The 20,758-nt window shown below is 58.1% G+C and carries 18 protein-coding genes and 1 pseudogene; 8 read left to right on the forward strand and 11 right to left on the reverse strand.

What is annotated here, in order from left to right:
* Window positions 1-37 precede the first annotated feature (37 nt).
* Complete coding sequence (locus Q1A59_RS04170; RefSeq protein ID WP_298407466.1) at window positions 38-667, forward strand: sulfite oxidase heme-binding subunit YedZ; 630 nt, start codon at window positions 38-40, stop codon at window positions 665-667.
* On the forward strand, window positions 630-1,373 hold the full coding sequence (locus Q1A59_RS04175; protein ID WP_066790185.1) for a response regulator transcription factor: 744 nt from the start codon (window positions 630-632) through the stop codon (window positions 1,371-1,373). The genes Q1A59_RS04170 and Q1A59_RS04175 overlap by 38 nt, the downstream gene beginning before the upstream one ends.
* Here Q1A59_RS04175 and Q1A59_RS04180 read toward each other — a convergent pair.
* Window positions 1,345-2,403: a ketopantoate reductase family protein gene (locus Q1A59_RS04180; protein ID WP_298407471.1), complete on the reverse strand. Its 1,059-nt coding sequence runs from the start codon at window positions 2,401-2,403 to the stop codon at window positions 1,345-1,347. The genes Q1A59_RS04175 and Q1A59_RS04180 overlap by 29 nt on opposite strands.
* A 370-nt stretch (window positions 2,404-2,773) precedes the next feature.
* Between Q1A59_RS04180 and bcp the strand changes: the two genes are divergently transcribed.
* Window positions 2,774-3,238, forward strand: coding sequence for a thioredoxin-dependent thiol peroxidase (bcp, locus tag Q1A59_RS04185; protein ID WP_298407474.1), 465 nt, complete (start codon window positions 2,774-2,776; stop codon window positions 3,236-3,238).
* A 71-nt stretch (window positions 3,239-3,309) separates the two neighbouring features.
* Here bcp and Q1A59_RS04190 read toward each other — a convergent pair whose 3' ends face one another.
* The 9 genes and pseudogenes from Q1A59_RS04190 to Q1A59_RS04230 all read right to left on the reverse strand — a co-directional run bounded on the left by Q1A59_RS04190 (window position 3,310) and on the right by Q1A59_RS04230 (window position 13,616).
* Window positions 3,310-6,912: a substrate-binding domain-containing protein gene (locus Q1A59_RS04190; protein WP_298490439.1), complete on the reverse strand. Its 3,603-nt coding sequence runs from the start codon at window positions 6,910-6,912 to the stop codon at window positions 3,310-3,312.
* A gap of 230 nt (window positions 6,913-7,142) precedes the next feature.
* The gene (locus Q1A59_RS04195) at window positions 7,143-7,820 is read right to left on the reverse strand and encodes a TetR/AcrR family transcriptional regulator (RefSeq protein ID WP_298407480.1); all 678 of its coding nucleotides are present in this window, start codon (window positions 7,818-7,820) and stop codon (window positions 7,143-7,145) included.
* 91 nt (window positions 7,821-7,911) lie between these two features.
* Complete coding sequence (locus tag Q1A59_RS04200; protein ID WP_298407482.1) at window positions 7,912-8,118, reverse strand: hypothetical protein; 207 nt, start codon at window positions 8,116-8,118, stop codon at window positions 7,912-7,914.
* A 91-nt stretch (window positions 8,119-8,209) separates the two neighbouring features.
* The gene (locus Q1A59_RS04205; RefSeq protein ID WP_298407491.1) at window positions 8,210-8,950 is read right to left on the reverse strand and encodes a hypothetical protein; all 741 of its coding nucleotides are present in this window, start codon (window positions 8,948-8,950) and stop codon (window positions 8,210-8,212) included.
* Window positions 8,947-9,657, reverse strand: coding sequence for an ABC transporter permease (locus Q1A59_RS04210; protein WP_298482472.1), 711 nt, complete (start codon window positions 9,655-9,657; stop codon window positions 8,947-8,949). The genes Q1A59_RS04205 and Q1A59_RS04210 overlap by 4 nt, the downstream gene beginning before the upstream one ends.
* Window positions 9,654-10,508 carry an ABC transporter ATP-binding protein gene (locus Q1A59_RS04215; protein WP_299644012.1) on the reverse strand — a complete coding sequence of 285 codons (855 nt, stop codon included), beginning with the start codon at window positions 10,506-10,508 and terminating at the stop codon, window positions 9,654-9,656. Before Q1A59_RS04215 ends, Q1A59_RS04210 begins: the two co-directional genes overlap by 4 nt.
* A gap of 315 nt (window positions 10,509-10,823) precedes the next feature.
* Window positions 10,824-12,356, reverse strand: a complete 1,533-nt coding sequence (locus tag Q1A59_RS04220; RefSeq protein ID WP_298482474.1) for a tetratricopeptide repeat protein — start codon at window positions 12,354-12,356, stop codon at window positions 10,824-10,826.
* A gap of 50 nt (window positions 12,357-12,406) precedes the next feature.
* A pseudogene (locus Q1A59_RS04225) lies at window positions 12,407-12,553 on the reverse strand (zinc-ribbon domain-containing protein); the annotation flags it as partial.
* Window positions 12,554-12,653: 100 nt separating this feature from the next.
* Window positions 12,654-13,616, reverse strand: a complete 963-nt coding sequence (locus Q1A59_RS04230) for a GGDEF domain-containing protein (protein ID WP_298400414.1) — start codon at window positions 13,614-13,616, stop codon at window positions 12,654-12,656.
* A 513-nt stretch (window positions 13,617-14,129) separates the two neighbouring features.
* Here Q1A59_RS04230 and Q1A59_RS04235 point away from each other — a divergent pair.
* The 5 genes from Q1A59_RS04235 (at window position 14,130) to Q1A59_RS04255 (ending at window position 19,275) form a co-directional block, all read left to right on the forward strand.
* Complete coding sequence (locus tag Q1A59_RS04235; RefSeq protein WP_298400416.1) at window positions 14,130-15,224, forward strand: site-2 protease family protein; 1,095 nt, start codon at window positions 14,130-14,132, stop codon at window positions 15,222-15,224.
* Between the two features lie 180 nt (window positions 15,225-15,404).
* Window positions 15,405-16,268 (forward strand): fumarylacetoacetate hydrolase family protein, encoded by an 864-nt coding sequence (locus Q1A59_RS04240; RefSeq protein ID WP_298400418.1) that lies wholly within the window; start codon window positions 15,405-15,407, stop codon window positions 16,266-16,268.
* Window positions 16,269-16,382: 114 nt separating this feature from the next.
* Window positions 16,383-17,624, forward strand: a complete 1,242-nt coding sequence (gene fabF / locus Q1A59_RS04245) for a beta-ketoacyl-ACP synthase II (RefSeq protein WP_298400421.1) — start codon at window positions 16,383-16,385, stop codon at window positions 17,622-17,624.
* A 5-nt stretch (window positions 17,625-17,629) separates the two neighbouring features.
* Window positions 17,630-18,316: a ribonuclease III gene (gene rnc / locus Q1A59_RS04250; RefSeq protein ID WP_298400423.1), complete on the forward strand. Its 687-nt coding sequence runs from the start codon at window positions 17,630-17,632 to the stop codon at window positions 18,314-18,316.
* 101 nt (window positions 18,317-18,417) lie between these two features.
* Window positions 18,418-19,275, forward strand: a complete 858-nt coding sequence (locus tag Q1A59_RS04255; RefSeq protein WP_298400426.1) for an SDR family oxidoreductase — start codon at window positions 18,418-18,420, stop codon at window positions 19,273-19,275.
* Between the two features lie 2 nt (window positions 19,276-19,277).
* On the opposite strand, the gene Q1A59_RS04260 is transcribed toward Q1A59_RS04255, so the two are convergent.
* The gene (locus Q1A59_RS04260) at window positions 19,278-20,318 is read right to left on the reverse strand and encodes a zinc-dependent alcohol dehydrogenase family protein (RefSeq protein WP_299644020.1); all 1,041 of its coding nucleotides are present in this window, start codon (window positions 20,316-20,318) and stop codon (window positions 19,278-19,280) included.
* Window positions 20,319-20,758: the final 440 nt, after the last annotated feature.

A 20,758-nucleotide genomic window follows, 5' to 3' on the forward strand; every position in this document is an offset into this window, starting at 1 on the left:
AACACGCTCTATTTTAATGATAACTGAATCCATATCTATGACAGCAAATTTCATCCGCCTCGTCCCTCATCTGATCGGACTGCTACCGCTTGCGTTGCTGATTGGTGATGCACTCGGTAACCGGCTGACAGCCAACCCGATCCAATACCTCACCCAGCGCACAGGTTGGTTGGCGCTGGCGCTGCTCTTGGCGTCGCTGGCGTGTACACCACTGAATCGCTGGTTGGGTTGGAAGCCGGTGATGCGCTGGCGCAAACCGCTCGGTCTCTATAGTTTTGGCTATGCTAGCCTGCACCTTGCCATCTTTGGCGCGCTGGATTATGGTCTCGACCTTGACCTGATTGCGCAAGCGGTGATCGAAAAACGCTACATTATCGCTGGCTTTCTGGCATTTCTCCTACTTGTACCGTTAGCCATTACCTCAACTACCGGCTGGCAACGGCGGCTCAAGCAGTGGTGGCGGCGCTTGCACCGGCTGGTCTATCTGGCTGCGGCGCTGGCAGTGGCCCATTACCTCTGGCTAAGCAAAGACCCCCGTCCGGCACTGATAGCCGGCGGCATATTAGCAGTACTGCTGCTAGCCCGCCTCCCGGCTAGGCAAAGCTGGCAGCGCGTGGTACAATGGCGCTATGAGCGAACTGAAAGACAAACTGGTCCTCGTCGTTGATGACGAGCCGCGCATGATTACCTTCATGCGCATGAATTTAGAGCTGGAAGGGATGCGGGTGACAACCGCCACCAATGGCCGTGAAGCGGTCGAAAAGGTGCGCGAAGAGATGCCCGACATCGTGCTACTCGACGTGATGATGCCGGTGATGGACGGATTTGAGGCGCTGCGTCGCATTCGCAGCTTCTCGCAGGTGCCGGTCATTATTCTTACTGCAAAGGATGAAGAAGAAGATCGGGTGCGCGGGCTTGAACTCGGCGCGGATGATTATGTTGGCAAACCCTTCAGTCAACGCGAGCTAGTTAGTCGTATCCGAGCCGTTTTGCGCCGCCATTACACTCAGCCGCCTATCCCGCAGACACTGGTCAAGGTTGATGACCGGCTGAGCATCGACTTTGCTCGCCGCGAAGTGTTGGTTGACGGTAAGCGGGTTAATCTACGCCCGACCGAGTACCGGCTGCTCTACCATCTGGTACAGAATGCCGGCTATGTGCTGACCCACGAGATGCTGCTGAGCAAGGTATGGGGGCCGGAATACCGCGACGAGAGCCATTATTTGCGTCTCTACATCACCTATCTGCGTCAAAAGATCGAAGAAGATCCGGCCAACCCCAAGTACATTTTGACCGAACGCGGCGTTGGGTACCGGTTTGTCGATTTCCCCGGTGCGCGCCGGATCAATCCTGCTGATGCGCCAGTGGTGTAACGTTGCACGCGGCCAACAGCCGTTCGGGTTGGCCGCGGTAATCGTCCCACGCCAATTCACCGCGCGCGATCCCGCCTAACACCCGCCACAACCCGGCATTGACCGGCGCAGCAAGGCCGTGCGCCGCCGCGGTAGCAGCCACCGCGCCGTAGAGAAACTCCCCCTCAGAACGTGGGCGTCCGGCACGCAGATCGCGTAACAACGACGGATCTTTGCCGCCACGCCCACCGGCAACACGCTGGCGCAAGATCGGGTCAAGCAATGCCGGCGGCAACCAACGAATGCCAAACGCGAGCAACGCCGCCGGGTAGCGTGGCAAATTGACCGGTTTCACCCTCATTGCCCGCATCACGGCCAACGCTTCACGCACGGCCGCCCGTTCAAGCGCAATCAGGCGGCGGTCGGCGTACACCTGATCAACCGGCCAGCCGAGAATGGCGGCAGTGGCATTCCCTAGCATGTTCAGTAACGCCTTCGACCACTTCATCGCCCGATAATCAGCGTAACGGCGCACCGTAAACCCGCCTGCGGAAAGTACCGTCTCGGCTAGCGTCAGATCACTCGCCGCACCAACTGGCGCCAAGCCAATTCCGCCCTCTTTGGTGACCGTAATCGTTGTTGGGCCGGTCACGTCAACCGAAGTGGTAATCGTGCCCGAGACGATCCGGTCGGCGCCGAAGGCGGCAGCGAGCGTCTCTTCGTTCCCAATACCGTTCTGCAACGTCAAGATTGCCGCTGGATTGAGTGCGCGCAAGGCAGGAATCGCGCCTGCGGTATCGTACCCCTTCACGCACAAGATCGCGAGCGCTGGCGACTGAAATGTCGGCGGTAGCTCGGCAACTGCGCCGGATACCGTCAGATTAGCTAACTCACACGCGCCGATCCCGCTGACAGCGAGCGGATTGGCGCGCAACGCCGCCGCACCGTTCGGACGGGTCAGCAACGCAACCGGCGGGATATTGGCGGCTTGCGCCAAGCGCGAGAGCACAAGTAACCCGATCGCGCCACCGCCGACAATCACAATGGACATGGAATGCCTCCAGATAGGTTCGATGCAACCGGAACGGGTTCAGTCTACTTCCCGCACTGATGCCAAAAAGCGCTCGGATGGGGTGCGGCGGTTCAACTGCTGCACTCCAGAATAGTACACGCTCACGCCATCAGCGCGTTTGCGTTGGCTATCATCTCAATTAGCCCTTGCGCGCACTGTTGCGAGAGATTGCGTCACCGCGCTCTGCACGGCTCACAATGACAACCATCAAGGTGCGCATCTCCCCGGTTCACCAAGCACACACCGTCACCAACGCTGTAGTATAGCGGAAAATGAACGCTGAGCGATACGCCGATTCGTGCTACCATGAAGGTGCTGGATTCGCGTTTGAGCTAAGGAACCCTAAGGTATGGCAACCCCTCCACAAGTTGGCGATAGCGCACCCGATTTTACGCTGCCGAACGAAGCCGGCGAGCTGGTCTCGCTCAGCCAGTTTCGCGGCAAGAGGGTCATTCTCTACTTCTACCCCAAAGATGACACCCCCGGCTGCACGTCGCAAGCGTGCGGGTTTCGCGATGCCTACCCGGTGATCGAAGAGAAGAACGCGGTCGTCATTGGCATCAGTCCCGACAGCACCAAATCGCATGCCAAGTTCAAGACCAAGCACAACTTGCCGTTCATCCTCCTCGCCGACGAGCAGCACAGCGTCGCGGAAGCATACGGCGTGTGGGGCGAGAAGTCAATGATGGGCAAGAAGTACATGGGCATCATCCGCTCGCATTTTGTGATCGACGAAGAGGGCCGGATTACGCAAGCCGAGGTGAAAGTCAGCCCCGCCGACAGCGTCAAGCGGGCGCTGGCGGCGTTGGAGTAACAGGGTAGGAGCAGGTTTGAAACTCTCTCTTATATCTGACCATAGCTATGGAGCAGGTTTACGCCTCGCTCCTATCCCTCTCCACCTCGTCGGCGGTACTCTTCTGGCGTTTGACCAACCTCTTTGCGAAACACCCGGCTAAAGTAGCTGCTGCTCGAAAAGCCGACTTCGAGCGCAATGTTGGTGATACTCTTGTCGCTTTCGAGCAGCAACCGGCGCGCTTGCAAGACGCGATAGCGGTTGAGATACTCGACTGGCGTGGCGCCGAGTTCTTGCCGGAAACAGTGGGTGAGGTAGTCTTCGCTCATACCAACATAATGGGCGATATCTTGCCGGGTAATCGGGTGGTCGTAATGGCTATGGATGTAAGCCATCGCTTTGCGCACCAGCATCTGCGCCTGATCACTCAGCCGCCGCCGCCGTTCGAGCGCAGCCTGTAGGTGGGTGAGCGTTTCACTGGCGCTGAACATGCCTTTGCCGAGCACCGCCGTCACCCCTTGATTGAGACGGGCCATATCCGTTTCACTCAGTATGCGCCCGGTAATCACGATCACCGGAATATCACGCCACTCTCTACGCGCGCGCATGGTCTCGAGCACTGCAAAGCCATCCATTTCCGGCATCATCAGATCGAGCAGCACTAAAGCGATCTTCTGCTGAGCCAAGATCGCAAGCGCCTCGCGGCCCGACCGGGCGCGTTTGACATGGATGGCGGCATTGTGGGACTGAATGAGGCGAGCGTGCAAGTCGAGCGTATCAGGATCGTCATCAACTACAAGGATGGTTGGATTGCGCTCGGTTGAGCTGGCGGCCAACCAGTATTGGTCGAGCGCGCGGCTGAGATCGGCCAGATCGATCGGCTTGGTGAGATAGTCGAACTCCATCACGGTACCGTGCTGCTCGGTCATCGCGTAGCACAAAAGTGGCAGGTCGCGGGTGGCCGGATTCGCTTTCAGCACCCGGATCGTCTGCCACCATGCCCGTTCGCCTTGGGTCGCATTGAGTACGACGGCGCTATAGCTCTTACTGAGCAATTCACTCAGCCATGCCGCGCTCTCGTCAATCGCGAAGGCGGCGACAGCAAAGCCGCGCTGTTCGAGATAGCGTTGCAGCCGCTCGTCCGGCCCCGTCGCGAGCAACAACACCCGTGGCAAAGCCGGAATAGCCGACACGCTGCGCCGCCGCTTGCTGGCCGGCGCAGTAATCACCGGCAACCGGAAGAAAAATTCTGAACCCTCGCCTTCGATGCCGCTCGAGCGCACCCCGATCTCACCACCGTGTAAGGCAACCAGCCGCTTGCAAATCGCCAACCCCAAACCAATCCCACCATAGCCGCGACTCGAGCTGCGTTCCGAACGCTGGAATTCGTCGAAAATACGCATCTGCTCTTCCGGCGGCAGCCCGATACCAGTATCGCGCACAGTGACCGTGACAGCATCGATTGCCGGGGTAACGGTCAGACTCACGCTGCCGCGCGCGGTGAACTTGATCGCATTGACGACCAAGTTCAGCCCGATCTGATGCAGCCGGGTACGATCACCCCACACCCACGGCCCCTCGGCGGGGATCGAGTCGTTCCACGCCAGATGTTTATCAGCAGCCATCTGCTGGCCGGCCTCGGCCACCGCCCGCATCACCTGCCCCAGATCGACCACTTCGCAGGCCAAGCGCAACTGGCCGGCATCGCTGTTGGCCAGATCAAGCACATCGCTGATCAGGCGAGCCAAATGGCGGGCATTAGCGTAAATCCGCTTCAGATCAGCGCGCATCGCCGCCGGCAACTGGTGCTCGCCGGCAGCGCTCTCGCGCAAGAGCAGATCGCTCATGCCAACAATCAAGTTCAGCGGGGTCTGCAACTCGTGGCTGACCATCGAAAGAAAGCGACTCTTGAGCTGATTGGCCTCTTCGGCCAACCGCCGGCCCTCGTTCGCCGCCCGATACAGGCGAGCCGTATTGAGCGCAGCGCTGATTTGCTGGGCAATCGCGCCGTAGAGATCAAGCCGCGAGGCATCAAACGCGACAAAACCGGCCTCGCTACCGGCGCCGGTCAGCGGGATGAGGGTGAGTTGGAAGGGTTGGCGTGCCGGCAGCCATTGCGCCGGCGGAAAAGCGCGGCTACGGATCCGGATCACCGGCTGTTGCGGCGCAGTCACGGCCCGCAACCGGCACCACGCCACCGGATCATCACCCTCGGCCTCAAAAAAGCCGATCCAGAGCAGCGGCAAGTTTAATTCGGGCAAATGACGAGCCAGAATCTCGTAGATATCACTTTCCGCCAGCGCATTCAACAACCGCGCGGTTAGCCGGCCCAACCGGTTGTTAGTTTGTTGTTGGGAATTGAGGTAGTGCCAATGCTGAAAGCGCATCGCGGCGCTAATCGTTACGCGCGATTCGTCAAGCAGTTCTTTGGCAAGAGGGTGGAACGCCGGATCAAGCAGATTTGGTAGCGCATCACGAATGAAGGAGAGGGCGATTTGCCATTCGTGGGTATCATCACCGGCAGCGGCTACTTGTTTCAGCGTCTGCGCCAACACTGCGCGCACATGGGCCGGATCTGCACGCTGCACAGCTTGGGTAAAGGAGGTCACAAGGCGCAGGCACAGCCGGTACACCTCATCACGGGTAAGACCACGTGATTTGTGACTGAGAATCTCGCCAATCGAGCGCGCAAGCGCGGCAGAGCGATCGGCAGCGTCCGGTTGATCAGCGTGATGGGCAGCCATTTCCAACGCATCGGCCAACACCGCGCTCTGGCTACATCCGCACGACTCGCGGATGACCAACCGGGCCGGCACCTGCACCAAATCTGGCAACGGCTGGCGATCACGTAGGTGGTGAACCATCAATACAAGCGCTTGATAGCCCAGCCGGAAGAGCGGAATCTGCACCGTAGTCAAGGCCGGTTCGTGCAGCAAGCCCTCGGGACGGTCATCGAACCCAATCATCGCCACATCGTCCGGCACCCGCCGGCCCGCCGCGCGCAGCGCCGCAATCGCCCCCAGCGCCGATTCGTCGTTGCTGGCCAGCGCCGCGGTAAAGGGTTGGCCGGTTGTTAACAACTGCTGCATCGCCTCGTAGCCACCGGCGAAAATGTGCCGCCCAAACACGATCAACCGCGGATCGACCGCCAAGCCGAACTGGGCCATTCCTGCCTCAAAGGCGCGCAACCGCTCGCCCGAATCACCGTCGAGATCGGTTTCACTACCGGCAATGAAGGCAATCTGGCGATGACCGTGCTCGACCAGATGGCGGAGAGCGGCAAGGATACCACCGGCGTTGTCGGCGACAATGGTCGGCCCGGATTCACCCGATCCGACAAAGATCATCGGGTGACCAGCGGCGCGGATCGACTGGATTAGGCGCGAGCGGTCAGGATGCTGGAGGGGGTTGATCACGATCAAGCCGTGGGTATTCCACGGCCCCACCGGCACAAAATCGGCATCATTAGCCACCGCTGGCCACGCCGGACGCGGCGGATCGTTAATCTGGCCGGAAGCTCCCATCCCACATGCCAGCAGCAGATGGCACCCCAACTCGTGGGCGGCATGGCGCATGCCGTGATAAATCGGGCTGAGATAACTCAGCGTTAACGCCGTACCGTAAAATTGCCAGCCAGCGATCACGCCCACCGTTGGGCGTCGCGAACGGTGCATCGTTGCCGAACGAGTTCGCATAGGGTATCTATCACTGCTAAGACACAAAGAATAACCAACACAAAGGTACGAAGGCACAAAGGTTTGGATATAGTTGCGCTTGAACACCCTTGTGCTAACCATTATACCCTTTTACGTCTTCGTGCTGCTTGCGCTAGCCATTATCGTCTTTGCAGTATGTTTCTCTCGTAGCCAAAAACGCACCCGATCAAACGCTAACCTGACCACTATATTCGGCACAGCACGGAACGTCAGAGTCTGTTCCGCTCTTGAAAGTTCTTGGCAAAATCCGACTCAGTCCTGCGTAAGCCATATTCCATCACATAAAGTAATTTATCAATCTTCTCCTGCGTTTCTGCTGAGCGCACCCATTGCACTATATCCTGCTGCTTCATCCCCTCATTTAAAATATACGAACTAATCGTATTACTCCACGTTTCCATGATCATCACTGCCAAGTCTACATCCACGCTAGGGTCAACCTCGCCATTTTGGATGGCTTGGCGGATCAGTGCTTGCAGACTCTGCGTCGAACGTTCGCGAACATTAGCAAAGTTTTGGTAATATAAGCCTTCATTAAACATCACCCGGCTGATCGCCTGCACCAAACGCGGGTACACTGAGTTAAACTCCATGCCGGTCTTGACCATCCAGCGAAAATACTCGAAAGCATCCATGTGCCTACTTTCCGGGTGTTTATCCTTGAAGTATTCCATCTTTTCGTGCTCTAACACTGTTAGCAGGTATCGGAATACGTCCTGTTTATCTTCAAAGTATTGGTAGAAGCTGCCCTTGGCAATACCACTATTGGCAACAATACGGTTGATAGAGGCGTTTTCCAAACCATATTCTGCAAATTCATCAATTGCTGCCTTAATAATCTTTTCGCGTTTCTCTTCAGGCAGGTTGAAGAAGGTAGGTTTAGGCATACATCCTCCCAGCAAAAGAAAGAATAAGACAGATAAACAACGAAGACGTGGAGTTCAGTCACCGTGTTTATCTGTTTACTTGTATGTGTCTCTATCGTACCAAAAACAATATACCACCAATAATGGCCGCAATACCGACGATACTAAAGAAAATAACGGTTCCTCTTTCCGAGAGCAGTTGCACAAATCCCTGAATCTTGCCAAGCTGCCAGATCGCTTTCGGTTTGGCGAAGGCAACATACAGCACGAGAACGCCGTACAGGATGAGAAGATACGCGATGAGTGTAAGAGTATCCATAAGAGTTTCTCCGGTATGATGTCGCCACCTTCGCTCCTTGAGCAAAAGATGGTCATCTCATTGTGAAAGAGCGCCAAGGCGCGGAAGAACCCTATTGATGCAACACCTTGTAGAACCGCCGCGCAAACAAGCTGGTGACGAGCAACTGATACCCGACTGCGACCACAACGTACAACCAGACATTCGTGTCGCCCGCGTACAACAGCCAGTACACTTTCATCGGCCAATACGTCGGAATGATGCCGAACAATAGTTCCCAGCCTGCAGGCGCAAAGTAAGCAACGATAGGAACCATCAAGATGATACCGATCAGTTTTAGGAGCGCAAAACCCTGCACCTTGTTTTGCGCAATAGCACCGAAGAGTAGCGCCATCATCGGTGCCGTAGGTGCCGCAGCAATCGCCGAGAGCAGGATCGTTCGTAAATCGAAAGGTGTCAGATTGGCCAAAGGAAAGAGCACAAACATCAGCCCAAAGGTCAGCAGGATCGGAACTGTCACCCGATAGAGGACATATCCACTAAGAGGCAGCGGCGTCACTTGGAGCGCGGTCAGAGTACGGTCATCCTTTTCATCTAAAAGGAGAAAACCGATTACTGCACCAAACACCATCGGACACATACCAATGAAAAAATACGCTAGTAGCACAGGATAGTATTGAGTGAGATCAACGTTGTACTGCTCCATTACCCGGGCAGTGATCGGCGGAACACCCCAACGAATCACTAGCGCCATCAAGATGGGAAGAAAGATCATCCACGAAGTCATGCTATCGCGACGGACGCTACGAATGTCAATCGGAGCAAGTGAACGAAAAACTGTACTGAGCTTCATGTTCTCCGTACCCCTTCTTTTGTGACTACGAAGCGGTGGAATGCACGCAAACTGAGCCACATGATGATGCCCATCCACAATATTGCATAAACAATGCCATATACAATCTGCCACACTGGCACCGACCGAAACGCCGCCTGAATTAAGATAACGACTGCTTGTAACGGATGCAGAAACATCACCCAACTCCGCCAGATGTCGAAGTAGTACAACAATGGCAGAGAGAATCCCATCGTCCACAGTGCAGAAGGCAAGAGAAATTCATTGATCGATTCGTAGCGGGCAACGATGATGAAGCCGTAGAGTGAAAGCATGGCGATGTACAAGACAACCCCCATCACCAGAAAAACCCAGTTGAAGTTCACACCTTGCACAATGACGATAATGATCAGCGTCTCAAACAATGAAAGCAGCCCAAGTGTTAGTACCTTCGAGCCGAGGATTTCCCATGGGCGCAGCGGTGTGACGATCTGCGCCTCCAGCGTACCTTCGCCTTTTTCGAGTAGAATGAGACCTGCCATGAAATAAAAGGAATTAACCGTTAAGTTGATGGTAATGATGGCTGGCCACCAATAGCTCACGGCTGTGATGTCGAACTGTTTGAGCAGGACAACGAAGATAACCGCCGTGAACAACGATACGTAATAGAAACCGTTGCGGAATTGCAGCCTCACATCCCAACGGGCAGCAGAAAGCAGCCGCATCATTCGAGCCTCCGTCCTGTTACTTGAATGAAGATTTGCTCCAGCGTCGCTTCCTGCGTGTGCAGCGTGCGAATGCTGCCTTCACGGAGCAATACTAAAAACTCGCTATTATCCGCAAGACCTGCTAGCGGGAAATCACGCTGGGCAATGGTGCCATTTACACTGAATTCCACACGTACTTCCGCTTTGCCGTAGCGCAGTTTCAATTCATGGGGCGAGTCAATCAAGCAGATGCTGCCATCCACGATGAAGGCAACCCGATCGCACAATTCATCGGCGATGTGCATATCATGGGTCGTTAAGAAGACCGTTCTGCCTGCATCCTTCTGGGCCTTGATGAGGTCTTTGATTTTACGCGCATTGACCGGGTCTAGCCCCGAGGTTGGTTCATCCAAAAACAGCAGGTTTGGATTGTGTACCAACGCACGAGCTACGCTCAGGCGGTTCTTCATCCCCTTAGAGAATTGCGCAACTGGCGTATCGGCATCCTCGCGTAAGCCGACCATCGCCAGCAATTCATCAGGATCGTTCACCTTCCCTTGATATAGTGCCCCGAAGTAGCGCAGATTTTCGCGTGCAGTCAATTTGCTGTAGTGATTAGGCATTTCAAAACTTACGCCAATCTGCTCGAAATAGTCGTAGCCCCACGTGCGTAGGTCGCGGCCAAAGACATGCACCGTTCCCTGAAACCCTTGTAACAGGCGAAACAGTATTTTTTGTGTGGTTGATTTGCCTGCTCCACTCGGGCCGAGGAAGCCAAAGATTTCACCAGCGTCAACGTTGAAGCTAATACCTTTGATAGCAGGTTCAGTTGTGCCGGCATAGGTAAAGATGAGGTTCTCGACGTGAATCATGGTTTCTTCCTGTTTATCTCATTGCCTCACTGTGGACATGTACAGTGCAGGAGAAGGATCGGTATGACCAGAAGGTCATATGACTAAGTGGTCATATTATAGCAGGATTTGCTCTCGTGTCAAGAAAAAACTCACTCTCTCTTCAGGCCATTCCTTGCCTGACTTTCCCCCAATCCTGCATACCACCAAGCAACCACTACCATCCTAACAACGATGGTTTGGCGACTTGTCATACAACCAACCTAGCGTAACTGGGATCGATAGGGGTGAGGATGAGAAGAAGCGTAAAGCTAACGGGAAGCGTAGCAGAGAGAACTACCCAAGAAACAGCGAGGGCGCACTGGCGAAAAGAACGTCAAATCGAGACAGGCGACGAATGAATCCACTAGCACCGTTGCGTTTACCCCCAAGCAGCTCAAGCGCCGTCTCAGCTCGTCGCCGCCACACGCTCGCCGGCGCTTGATCGGCGACCAGCTCAAGCGCGGCCCGGCCATTGGTCAGATCACCACTGGCACTAAGGGCGAGACCGTAGTAAAAACGGGCTTCCACATCGGCGCCGGCTTCCAGCGCAGCAGCAGCGGCAACCTGCGCGCCGGCGGCATCGCCGCAGTAGTAGCGCGTACCGGCCAGCACCGTCAACGCTTCAGGATCGTTGGGCAACACATTGGCCGCCGCCTGCGCCGCTTGCAAGCCGCTGGTACAACGCTCAAAACCGCTGTCGAGATGAAACCGAGCAGCCAATAGCGCGTACCGAGCACGTTCGGCAATAGGGGCAGCAATCACCGCCTGTTCGTAAGCATCGGCAGCGGCGACAAAATCACGGTGAGCAAGGGCTAATCCGGCCTCCGCCAGTGCCAACGCCGGCCCGCTATGACCGGAATCACGCAACCGGCGCAACCGCTCGCCAGCCGCTTCCAGATCGCCACTGTTGAGGTAGGCCAGCGCCAGTAACGGGCCAATGCGCGGGTCAGCAGGGTACGCAGCAGCCAGTTGCTCAAGTTGCTCAACCCCTTGCTGCCGATCACCCAACCGCAGATGGGCATAGGCGCGGTAGATCGCCGCCGCCAAGCCGTGCGGCCCGGCGGGATCAACCTGTGCCAAAAAAGCCAGCGCCAGCCGGTCGTAGCCAAGATCAAGGGCCAGTTGGCCGAGCAACTGCGGGCGCGCCGCCGGTTCAGCGGCGAAGACAGCCGCAAGGGTGGCCGGATCGGGGGCAGACGGCAAGAGCGGATGGGCGAAAGGATCGGGCGGGAAAGGAGTCGCCGGTACGGTGAGGTCAGGGGTTGCGGCAGAGTTGACCAGCGCCGCCAAGATGGCCCGCTGGCCAATCACGAAGCTGGCCCAATCAGCGGGCAGCGCATCAAGCGCGATAACACGATACGTCGCCAATGCCTCCTCGATCCGCCCATTGCGCAGATCATCATCGGCCAGCAACAGATCACGTTGCACGCAGCGATCAGGATCGCAGCGTGTCAACGACTGCCATGTCTGGCGCGCAGCGGCGATGTCACCTTCCATTGCTGCTACACGACCAAGGTAGAGCACCGCAAGCTGGTAGTCGCGGGGGCGCAACCCGGCTTTGATAGCTGCAATCAGCGAACGGCGGGCCGGATCAACCTCGCCGCGCACGATGAGGACAATGCCGCGACGCAGAGCGGCGTCGCTTAGCGTTTCAGTTAGTGTGGAATACGCAGAAAGGGCAGCGCGGTACTTCCCGGCGGCAAAGGCTTTATCGGCCCGGCGCAACGCATCGTAGGGGTCAGGGCGCAAGGCAATCAGAACCGCAGCCACCGCCGCCAATACCAGCGCCACCCATGCGCCAACCTGTTGCCAACGCCAAGCGATCACTCGTCGTTATCGTCTTCTGGGTGCGGGTCGGGGCGACGGCGCGCCGCCTGCGCCTCACGGCGATTACGGCACTTGGGGCAGCGCGTCGGCTCGTTGAGAAAGCCCTTATCGGCGTAGAACTCCTGCTCGCCGGCGGTGAAAATAAAGGTCGCGCCGCAACTGCGACAGATTAATTCCATATCACGATAAAATATCATTGCCATAGACACCTGCCGGGTGGTACGAGGACGAGTGCCGGTGTCATATTGTACCATGGTCAACAGAGAAATGGCATCCCACCGCCACCCTCACCCTCACTCATTCCACCCGCCCCACCACTACCCGGTTCTTGCCGTTTGTCTTGGCCTGTGCCAGCGCAGCGGTTGCAAGCCGCAGCACTGTATCGACATCGCGGCCATGTTGGGGTATCGAGGCCACCCCAATCGAAATCGTGACCGGAAACGGCCAGAGCTGCGAGCGCTCGCTCACCCGCTGGCGCAGCCGTTCGGCCAGCGCCGCTGCGCCGCTAACGCCGGTTTGCGGCAGCACGACCAGAAATTGATCACCAACATCCCAGCGCGCTAACAGATCGCTAGGTCGTAACTGTTCGCGCAGGGTGGTCGCTAGATCGTGGATCATCTGATCGCCGGCGACATAGCTCAGCTCATTGTAGCGGCGCAGATCGTCGCCGTTGATTAGCAAGATGCTACAGGCATGGCTTTGGACCAGCGCGTTATTCATCATCTCGACTAGCTGGCGACGAGCGGCGACACTGTTAAGCAAACCGGTGACCGGATCGAGATCGAATTGCGCTTGGTTGTTGAGCGTAGCTCCCAAGGCGGCCAGTTGCATGATCAGCCGGTTGAGCAACGCATCTTGATCGGCAAAATCGGCAGTGAGTTGGCGCACAATGGTCGCCGGATCGCTGCCGGCAGGGATCTCGTGCCGCCGGATGAGCGGGATTGTCGCGAGATTGAGCCGTTGCGCCTGCCGTTCAAACAGCTTCTGTAGCCGATCGAGCTGGGCCGGCTTCGCCGCCGGTTCGTCAGGTGGCGCGACCATCACAAACTGCGTGTTGCCGGGCTGGTATAGCGTACCGGCCAGCTCTTCACGCAACAGTAGCGCCAACCAGCGCAAGGTGGCCGCTGAAGGTGGTTGCAAAAGTTGGATGTCGATCAAGACGCACGGTGTGGTGGGTTGAGCCAGCCATTCGGCAAAGGCGAGCAGGTTGGCGGTACCGGTGTTCGGATCACGGCGCAACACATCGGCAATAACGGGCATAGTTCCCTCTCTTCAAGCGATTTATGCAATGCTTTTGAGTCGCTACGAAAAGACACAAAGGCGTTAATGGCCTACATGTATAAACTATGCGTTGTTTGCCCGTTTTCGCAAAAATATCACGAAGATTAGACCATAAATTAGGATAATATAATCAACCATACCCTTCAGAATAACACATCGCTCGCGATCGAGACCTCAAGGATGCTGCTCATCCTTACCCCCTCTGCGCCGTTACTCACTTGGCGACTTGGTGTCTGCCCCCACCCCTAGCCCCGCTGAGGGTGGGCCGGGGGCAACCGGTTACTACCGTCGAGGACACCGAGGGCGTATCGGATAAGCATCCGTTCAAGCCGCTTCGCGCCCCTGCACGCCCTTTGCGCCTTGGCGTTTCAGGTCTCGGCGTCGTTGCTCGCTTGGCGGCTTGGTGTAACGCCCTCTTACCCAATCAATATCAATCTACCCGCCTGTGGTATGATGAATCACGACGTCACCGTTGCAAAGGACACTACTGCTATGTTCGACTTCGATACCGCCACTACCCTCCGGATGTTAGCCGCTGAAGTCATGCTGGTGAGCACGAGCGAAGAATTGGTCAATGGCGATCAGCGGGCGGTTCGCTGTCGCGGCCAACTGCTGCTCGAGGCGCAAGCGGCTCACGACACGATTGTGGCGCGGGCGCAGGCGCTCGGTTACACGCCGCTGTTCCAACACGATCCGGCAGGAGCTGCAATCCTATTCATTCCTACTCCACCCAAAGCGCCGCCCTCGCGCTTATGGCTGGCCGTGCTGCTCTTTGTGCTGACCATCATCTCAACTATGCTGGTCGGCGGGCAAGAGTACATCGAAAGCACCGGTCAGCTAGTCTTCAATTGGGGCCATGCGCTCAGTTTCAGCGGCTCGCTGCTCGCGATCTTGCTCGCGCACGAATTAGGTCACTTCTTTGTCGCCCGCCGCGAACGGGTAGCGGTGAGCTATCCCTTCTTTATTCCGATGCCCTTCTTCTTGCTCGGTACGATGGGCGCGTTTATTGCGATCAAGGATCTGGTGCCGAACCGGCGGGCGCTGTTAGCCATCGGGATTGCCGGGCCGTTGGCCGGGTTGGTGGTGGCGATTCCGGTGCTGATGATTGGCCTGAGCATTTCGGAAGTGAAGCAGGTCGTGCCCTTGCCGGGCAGCTTTACTGAGGGGAATTCCCTGCTTTACGCTGCGATCAAGATTTTGATCTTCGGACGTTTTTTGCCTAGCGGTGGCGAGGATGTTTACCTCCACCCAATGGCGTTGGCCGGCTGGGCCGGCCTGTTGGTCACCGGTCTCAATCTACTGCCAGCCGGCCAACTCGACGGCGGCCATATCTTTTTCGCCTTGTTCGGCCCGCGCGCGGCCCGGATTATGAGTATGGTGGTCGCAGTCGCACTACTCGGCCTTGGATTTTTGTGGTCAGGATGGTTTATCTGGGCAGTGATGATTGCCCTCATTGGGCAACAACGCAGCCCGCTGCGCAACGAGATCTCGCCGCTTGAGGGGCCATGGCGCTGGTTGGCATATTTGGGCATCCTGACCTTCATCCTTGTCTTTACCCCAGTGCCGCTGACAGTGATGACACCATAAGCGGCCTTCGATTGGGTGTCTTTCAGTTGATTATCTAACAGCTAGCAACTGCTGTCACGACGAGGACGTAGGCAGCATCTGACCCGCTGCGATCTCTGCGTCCGCTACGGTTACAATCCCCCCGCCCCGGCTGCGGTACAATAGCGCGCACAGGAAGCAGTGTCCAATGTTGGAGGAGCTATGAAGCTGTTGACCTACCGGTACGAAGGGGTTGAGCGGGTAGGAGCGCTGCGCGGCGACGAGGTGATCGATCTCTCGCCAGTGGCGGTGTCAATGCTGGAGTTGATCGAGGGCGGGCCAGAGTTGCTGGCCGAGGCGCGGAAAGTGGTCGAGACGGCTGCCGGTGGCCCGGCGCTAGCAGCGGTGGAATTACGCGCCCCAATCCCACGTCCGCGCAAGAATATCATTTGCCTTGGCATGAATTACGCCGCCCACGCGATTGAGTCGCTGAGGGCGAAAGGCTTGCCGGAAAAGCTGCCCCAGCATCCGGTGTTCTTTAGCAAAATGCCGACGGCGGTAAACCACCCAAATGCACCGGTGCCACTACTGGCCGATGTGTCATCGCAGCGTGACTGGGAGGTTGAGCTGGCTGTGATTATCGGGCGGCGCGGGCGCGATATTCCGGCGAGTGAGGCGTATGATTATGTGTTCGGCTATACCATTTTGAATGATGTCAGCGCGCGCGATTTGCAGTCGCGTCACCACCAGTTCTTCTACAGTAAGAGCCTCGACGGCAGCGCACCGATGGGACCGTGGATCGTCACCGCTGATGAAATCCCTGACCCGCATGCGCTCGGCATTCGCCTGCGCCTCAACGGCGAGCTAGTGCAGAACTCGATGACGCGCGATATGATCTTCGACATTCCCACCTGTATCGCCACCTTCAGTCGCGGCATCACCCTCGAACCGGGTGATATTATCGCCACCGGCACCCCCGCCGGCGTCGGCATGGGTATGACCCCGCAGCGGTGGTTGCAAGCCGGTGACGTGATGGAGGCCGAAATTGACGGAATCGGCGTCTTGCGCAACGAGGTTGTTGCGTAACGAACGGCGGCAGAGCCACACGGCTGTGCGCCCATTACCACCATACCGGCGCGACGTGATATAATGCGCGCCGGTATGATCGTTTTTGATAAACATTCGTAACGAGGAGCGGCCATGGAGCGACGGGTGGTAGTGACCGGTATGGGGGCGATTAGCCCACTAGGTCTCAGCGTAGCCGAACTCTGGCAAGGGATTGTTACAGCGCGCAGCGGTGTCGGCCCGATCACGCTGTTTGATCCCGCCGGTTTTGATACCCGGTTTGCCGCCGAAGTCAAAGGCTTCGATCCAACCAACTACATGGATCGGAAAGAGGCGCGCCGCACTGACCGCTTTGTCCAGTTTGCCGTGGCCGCTACCAGAGAGGCGCTGCGCGACGCCGAATTGGACATTACCCCCGCTAACCGCGATGAGATCGGCGTCTTTATCGCTAGCGGCATCGGCGGCATCGCTACGCTCTCGGAACAGTTAGAAGTATTGCGCAGCCGTGGGCCGGGCCGCATCAGCCCCTTCCTCATCCCCGCCATGATCACCAACCTCGCCGCCGGGCAAGTCTCGATCGTCACCGGTGCGCGTGGGCCAAGCTACTGCGTCACCTCGGCCTGCGCCAGCTCGGCCCACGCATTGGGCGAGGCCGCCGAGACGATCCGGCGCGGGTGGGCCAAGGCGATGATCGTCGGTGGCAGCGAAGCCAGCATTACCCCGATCGGAGTAGCCGGCTTTAACGCGATGCGCGCTCTTTCGACCCGCAACGACGACTACACGCACGCTTCACGACCCTTCGACGCCGAACGCGACGGGTTTGTAATGGGCGAAGGCGCGGCGGTGCTCATTCTCGAAGACCTTGAGTTTGCCCGCGCTCGCGGCGCGCGCATTCTGGCTGAAGTAGTGGGTTACGGCGCCACTTCCGACGCTTACCATATCTCGAACTTGGCCGAAGACGGCGAGGGGGTGGCCCGCGCTATCCGGCTCGCGCTACAGCGGGGTGGCATTGCTCCCAGCGAGGTTGATTATATCAATGCCCACGCCACTTCCACCCCCGCCGGCGATCCGGTGGAGACCGCTGCGATCAAGCAGGTCTTCGGCGGGCGCGAGCAGTCGCCCCCGGTGAGCGCCAGCAAGTCGCAGTTTGGCCATCTGCTCGGCGCCGCCGGCGCGATCGAGGCGGTGGTGACGGTGCTGGCGATGCAACACAACATCTTGCCGGCGACGATCAATTTGCAGCAGCCCGATCCTAACTGCGATCTCGACTATGTGCCCAACCAGCCGCGGCCGGCGACGATTGAGGTGGCGCTGAGTAACTCGTTTGGCTTTGGCGGGCACAATGTCTGCCTTGCCTTCCGCAAGTATCACGGATAATCACGATGGCCGACCGGCTAGCAGCACTCGAACGAGAGCTTGGCCTCACCTTTCGCGATCGCAAGCTGTTACAGACGGCGCTTACCCACCGTTCGCTCTTCAACGAGCAGCCGCATCTGCTGCGCGAACTGACCGATAACGAACGGCTGGAGTTTCTTGGCGATTCGGTGCTGCATTTTGTCACCACGACGTGGTTGTTTACCACGTTTCCCGATCAGGATGAGGCGACACTGACCCATTGGCGGGCGGCGCTGGTTAGCACCAAAGGGCTGGCCGAGTGCGCTGCCCAGCTCAATCTCGGCCAATATGCCTATCTCTCACGGGGTGAAGATAATCCGGTTGGGCGACGGCGTCCAAACTTGCTGGCCGATCTGTTCGAGGCGCTGATCGGCGCGATCTATCTCGATCAGGGGCTGGAAACGGCGAATACGTTCATTGTGCCCTTCTTGCGCGCGCGGATCGATAACATCCGCCAGACTGTGACCGACCCAACCACCGCCTTGCAAGAGCTGGTGCAGGCCCGCCATAAGAGTTTGCCTGCCTATCGCTTGATCGAAGCGCGTGGCCCCGAACACCGGCGCGAATATGTGATGGCTGTGTTGGTCGAAGGGCAAGAATATATCGGTAGCGGCCCCAGCAAAAAAGAGGCTAAAAAAGCCGCAGCCCAAGCCGCCCTCGCCGCATTAACCTAATTCGTGGGACACCCGGCTGTGTGTCCCCCAGCGTGCGACCCCGGCTATGCGGCGCCCCGGCAGTACAGCCGCACAGCGTGCGGCCCCAGCAATGAATCGCTATGAACAACACCTACCTCATTACCGGCGGCACTGGCTATCTCGGCAGCGCACTCATCCGCCATGCCCGCACGCGCGGCATCCCGGTGGTCGCCACCTTTCACAACCAAACCCCGCCATCCCAACCCGGCGTGGTCTGGCAACCGCTCGATCTGCGCGATCCCGCGACGGTGACCGGCTTGATCACTGCCGTACAACCCGTTGCCATCATCCACACCGCTTTCCGCCAATACGAACCAGACTTGATGGCGATCACCGGTGAAGGACCCGGCTACGTCGCCGCCGCCGCAGCGCAAACCGACGCTCGCCTGATCCACATGTCGAGCGACGTTATTTTTGATGGCGAAAAGACAGGCGCATACACCGAAGCCGATCCGCCCAACCCGATCACCGATTATGGCCGGGCCAAAGCGCGGGCCGAAGCGCTGGTGCAGTCGATCTATCCGGCGGCGGCCATTGTGCGCACCTCGCTGATCTACGGCTTCGATCCGCTTGACCGCCACAGTGCCTTTGCGCTGGCGGTAGCGCGTGGTGAACGGAGGGAGAAACTCTTCTACGACGAGCTGCGTTGCCCCGTGTTCGTTGATGATCTGGCGGCGGCGCTGCTCGATCTGGCGCAGAGTGATTATCGCGGGGTGATCCATCTGGCTGGCACCGAGGCGCTCAGCCGCTACGAGTGGGGCCGGCTACTCGCCCAAGCGTATGGCCTTGATCCAGACCGCATTGCCGGCGCGTTCAGCGCCGAAAGCCCCACTCCACGCCCGCGCAACTGCACACTCGACATCAGTCGCGCCCTTGCGTTGGGATACCGGCTACGCGGCGCGCGCGAGGTCTTGCGCGCCGTGGGCCGGTTGCCGTAAACTCAAAACTCGGTGATCACCGTTACGCCTGATCCGCGAAAGCTGTCGAGATCGACCAGCGCCGCCGGCGCTTCATCCAGCCGGATCGGGCGTCCAATCAATCGCTGGGGCTGCACCTTGCCCGACTGGATGAGATCGAGCATGGCGTCGTAGCGATGGGCTTGCATCCCGTGGCTGCCCATGATCACCAGCTCGCGGGCCACGACAATATCCATTGGCAACGGCGGCATGCGTTGCGCGGCCAACAACAGCCCTACCTGCACATGGCGGCCCCGTTTGCGCAGGCTGGCAATCGAGTTAGCACAGGTGGTCGGGCTGCCGAGGGCATCAATCGATAGATGAACCCCGCCGCGGCTTAGATCGCGCACTGCGTTCACCACATCGGCTTCGGCCATCGCGTCAACCACTGCCGCCGCACCCACGGCGCGCGCCAGCTCCAACCGCTCTGGATTGATGTCGATCCCGATCACCTGCCCGCCTAACGCGCTTGCCAGCATGATTGCCGACAAGCCCACTCCACCACAGCCATACACTGCCACCCACTCACCGGCAATGACCCGGCCCAGATCAACCACCGCGCGAAACGCAGTCGCGAACCGGCAACCGAGACTAGCCGCAGTAGCAAAGCTCATGTCATCCGGCAAGCGCACTAGATTGAGATCGGCGCGGTCGAGCGCAACATATTCGGCGAACGATCCCCAATGGGTAAAGCCCGGTTGAAATTGATGATCGCACACCTGCTGTTGCCCAGCTTGACACTGCTGGCAAACCCCACACGCGCAGACAAAGGGTACCGTCACCCGATCGCCAACCCGCCAGCGGGTGACACGCTTGCCGACCGCGACCACTTCGCCGGCCAGCTCGTGTCCCGGTACGTGCGGCAGCGTAATATCGGGATCGTGGCCCATCCAGCCGTGCCAATCGCTGCGGCAGAGACCGGTGGCGCGCACTGCAAGCACCACGCCATCAGGTGACGGTGTCGGATCGGGCACGTTGGCAATCCACGGCATCTGACCAAACGCTTCGTAGTAGACGGCGCGCATGGGTGACTCCTTGATGTTTGGCAACAACCACTTGTACAAACAGCGATGAGGTACGAGGGGCCATTCACGGCTATGCTACCATATCTCGCTTGCGCCAAGAAGATGCCATACGACCCGATGAGTCTTCCATCTACCGACAACGCTATTATCGTTGTCTTTTCGGTAATCGTGGATGTAAGACGCACTCGCACTACAGCGAAGATACTCAGCCGTTTCATACTGCTCGGCAAGGTTTTCCCTGTTTCCCCCGTACACGAGTTATATCCGGCTCGATAGTATAGCGTTTTTAGATGTATCACCGCTTCCAACAGCCATGGTCCTCATCACATCCCCTCCTTTCATCACCCAAGTATGCGAGCACAGAAACATTGTTCCACTATGATTGCCACGCGAGCCCCCTCACCCGTCTGGTATAATACCCAGCCGGCAGACCATTCAGA

The sequence above is a fragment of the uncultured Chloroflexus sp. genome (genome assembly GCF_937951745.1).
GTDB lineage: Bacteria > Chloroflexota > Chloroflexia > Chloroflexales > Chloroflexaceae > Chloroflexus.

Excerpts from the sequence above, each read along its gene's own strand:
- Q1A59_RS04260 (WP_299644020.1), bottom strand. The coding sequence starts at position 20,318 with ATGCGCGCCGTCTACTACGAAGCGTTTGGTCAGATGCCGTGGATTGCC.
- Q1A59_RS04210 (WP_298482472.1), bottom strand. The coding sequence starts at position 9,657 with ATGATGCGGCTGCTTTCTGCTGCCCGTTGGGATGTGAGGCTGCAATTC.
- Q1A59_RS04200 (WP_298407482.1), bottom strand. The coding sequence starts at position 8,118 with ATGGATACTCTTACACTCATCGCGTATCTTCTCATCCTGTACGGCGTT.
- Q1A59_RS04180 (WP_298407471.1), bottom strand. The coding sequence starts at position 2,403 with ATGTCCATTGTGATTGTCGGCGGTGGCGCGATCGGGTTACTTGTGCTC.
- rnc (WP_298400423.1), top strand. The coding sequence starts at position 17,630 with ATGGCCGACCGGCTAGCAGCACTCGAACGAGAGCTTGGCCTCACCTTT.
- Q1A59_RS04195 (WP_298407480.1), bottom strand. The coding sequence starts at position 7,820 with ATGCCTAAACCTACCTTCTTCAACCTGCCTGAAGAGAAACGCGAAAAG.
- Q1A59_RS04235 (WP_298400416.1), top strand. The coding sequence starts at position 14,130 with ATGTTCGACTTCGATACCGCCACTACCCTCCGGATGTTAGCCGCTGAA.
- Q1A59_RS04215 (WP_299644012.1), bottom strand. The coding sequence starts at position 10,508 with ATGATTCACGTCGAGAACCTCATCTTTACCTATGCCGGCACAACTGAA.
- Q1A59_RS04240 (WP_298400418.1), top strand. The coding sequence starts at position 15,405 with ATGAAGCTGTTGACCTACCGGTACGAAGGGGTTGAGCGGGTAGGAGCG.
- Q1A59_RS04175 (WP_066790185.1), top strand. The coding sequence starts at position 630 with ATGAGCGAACTGAAAGACAAACTGGTCCTCGTCGTTGATGACGAGCCG.
- Q1A59_RS04190 (WP_298490439.1), bottom strand. The coding sequence starts at position 6,912 with ATGCGAACTCGTTCGGCAACGATGCACCGTTCGCGACGCCCAACGGTG.
- Q1A59_RS04170 (WP_298407466.1), top strand. The coding sequence starts at position 38 with ATGACAGCAAATTTCATCCGCCTCGTCCCTCATCTGATCGGACTGCTA.
- bcp (WP_298407474.1), top strand. The coding sequence starts at position 2,774 with ATGGCAACCCCTCCACAAGTTGGCGATAGCGCACCCGATTTTACGCTG.
- Q1A59_RS04255 (WP_298400426.1), top strand. The coding sequence starts at position 18,418 with ATGAACAACACCTACCTCATTACCGGCGGCACTGGCTATCTCGGCAGC.
- Q1A59_RS04205 (WP_298407491.1), bottom strand. The coding sequence starts at position 8,950 with ATGAAGCTCAGTACAGTTTTTCGTTCACTTGCTCCGATTGACATTCGT.
- fabF (WP_298400421.1), top strand. The coding sequence starts at position 16,383 with ATGGAGCGACGGGTGGTAGTGACCGGTATGGGGGCGATTAGCCCACTA.
- Q1A59_RS04230 (WP_298400414.1), bottom strand. The coding sequence starts at position 13,616 with ATGCCCGTTATTGCCGATGTGTTGCGCCGTGATCCGAACACCGGTACC.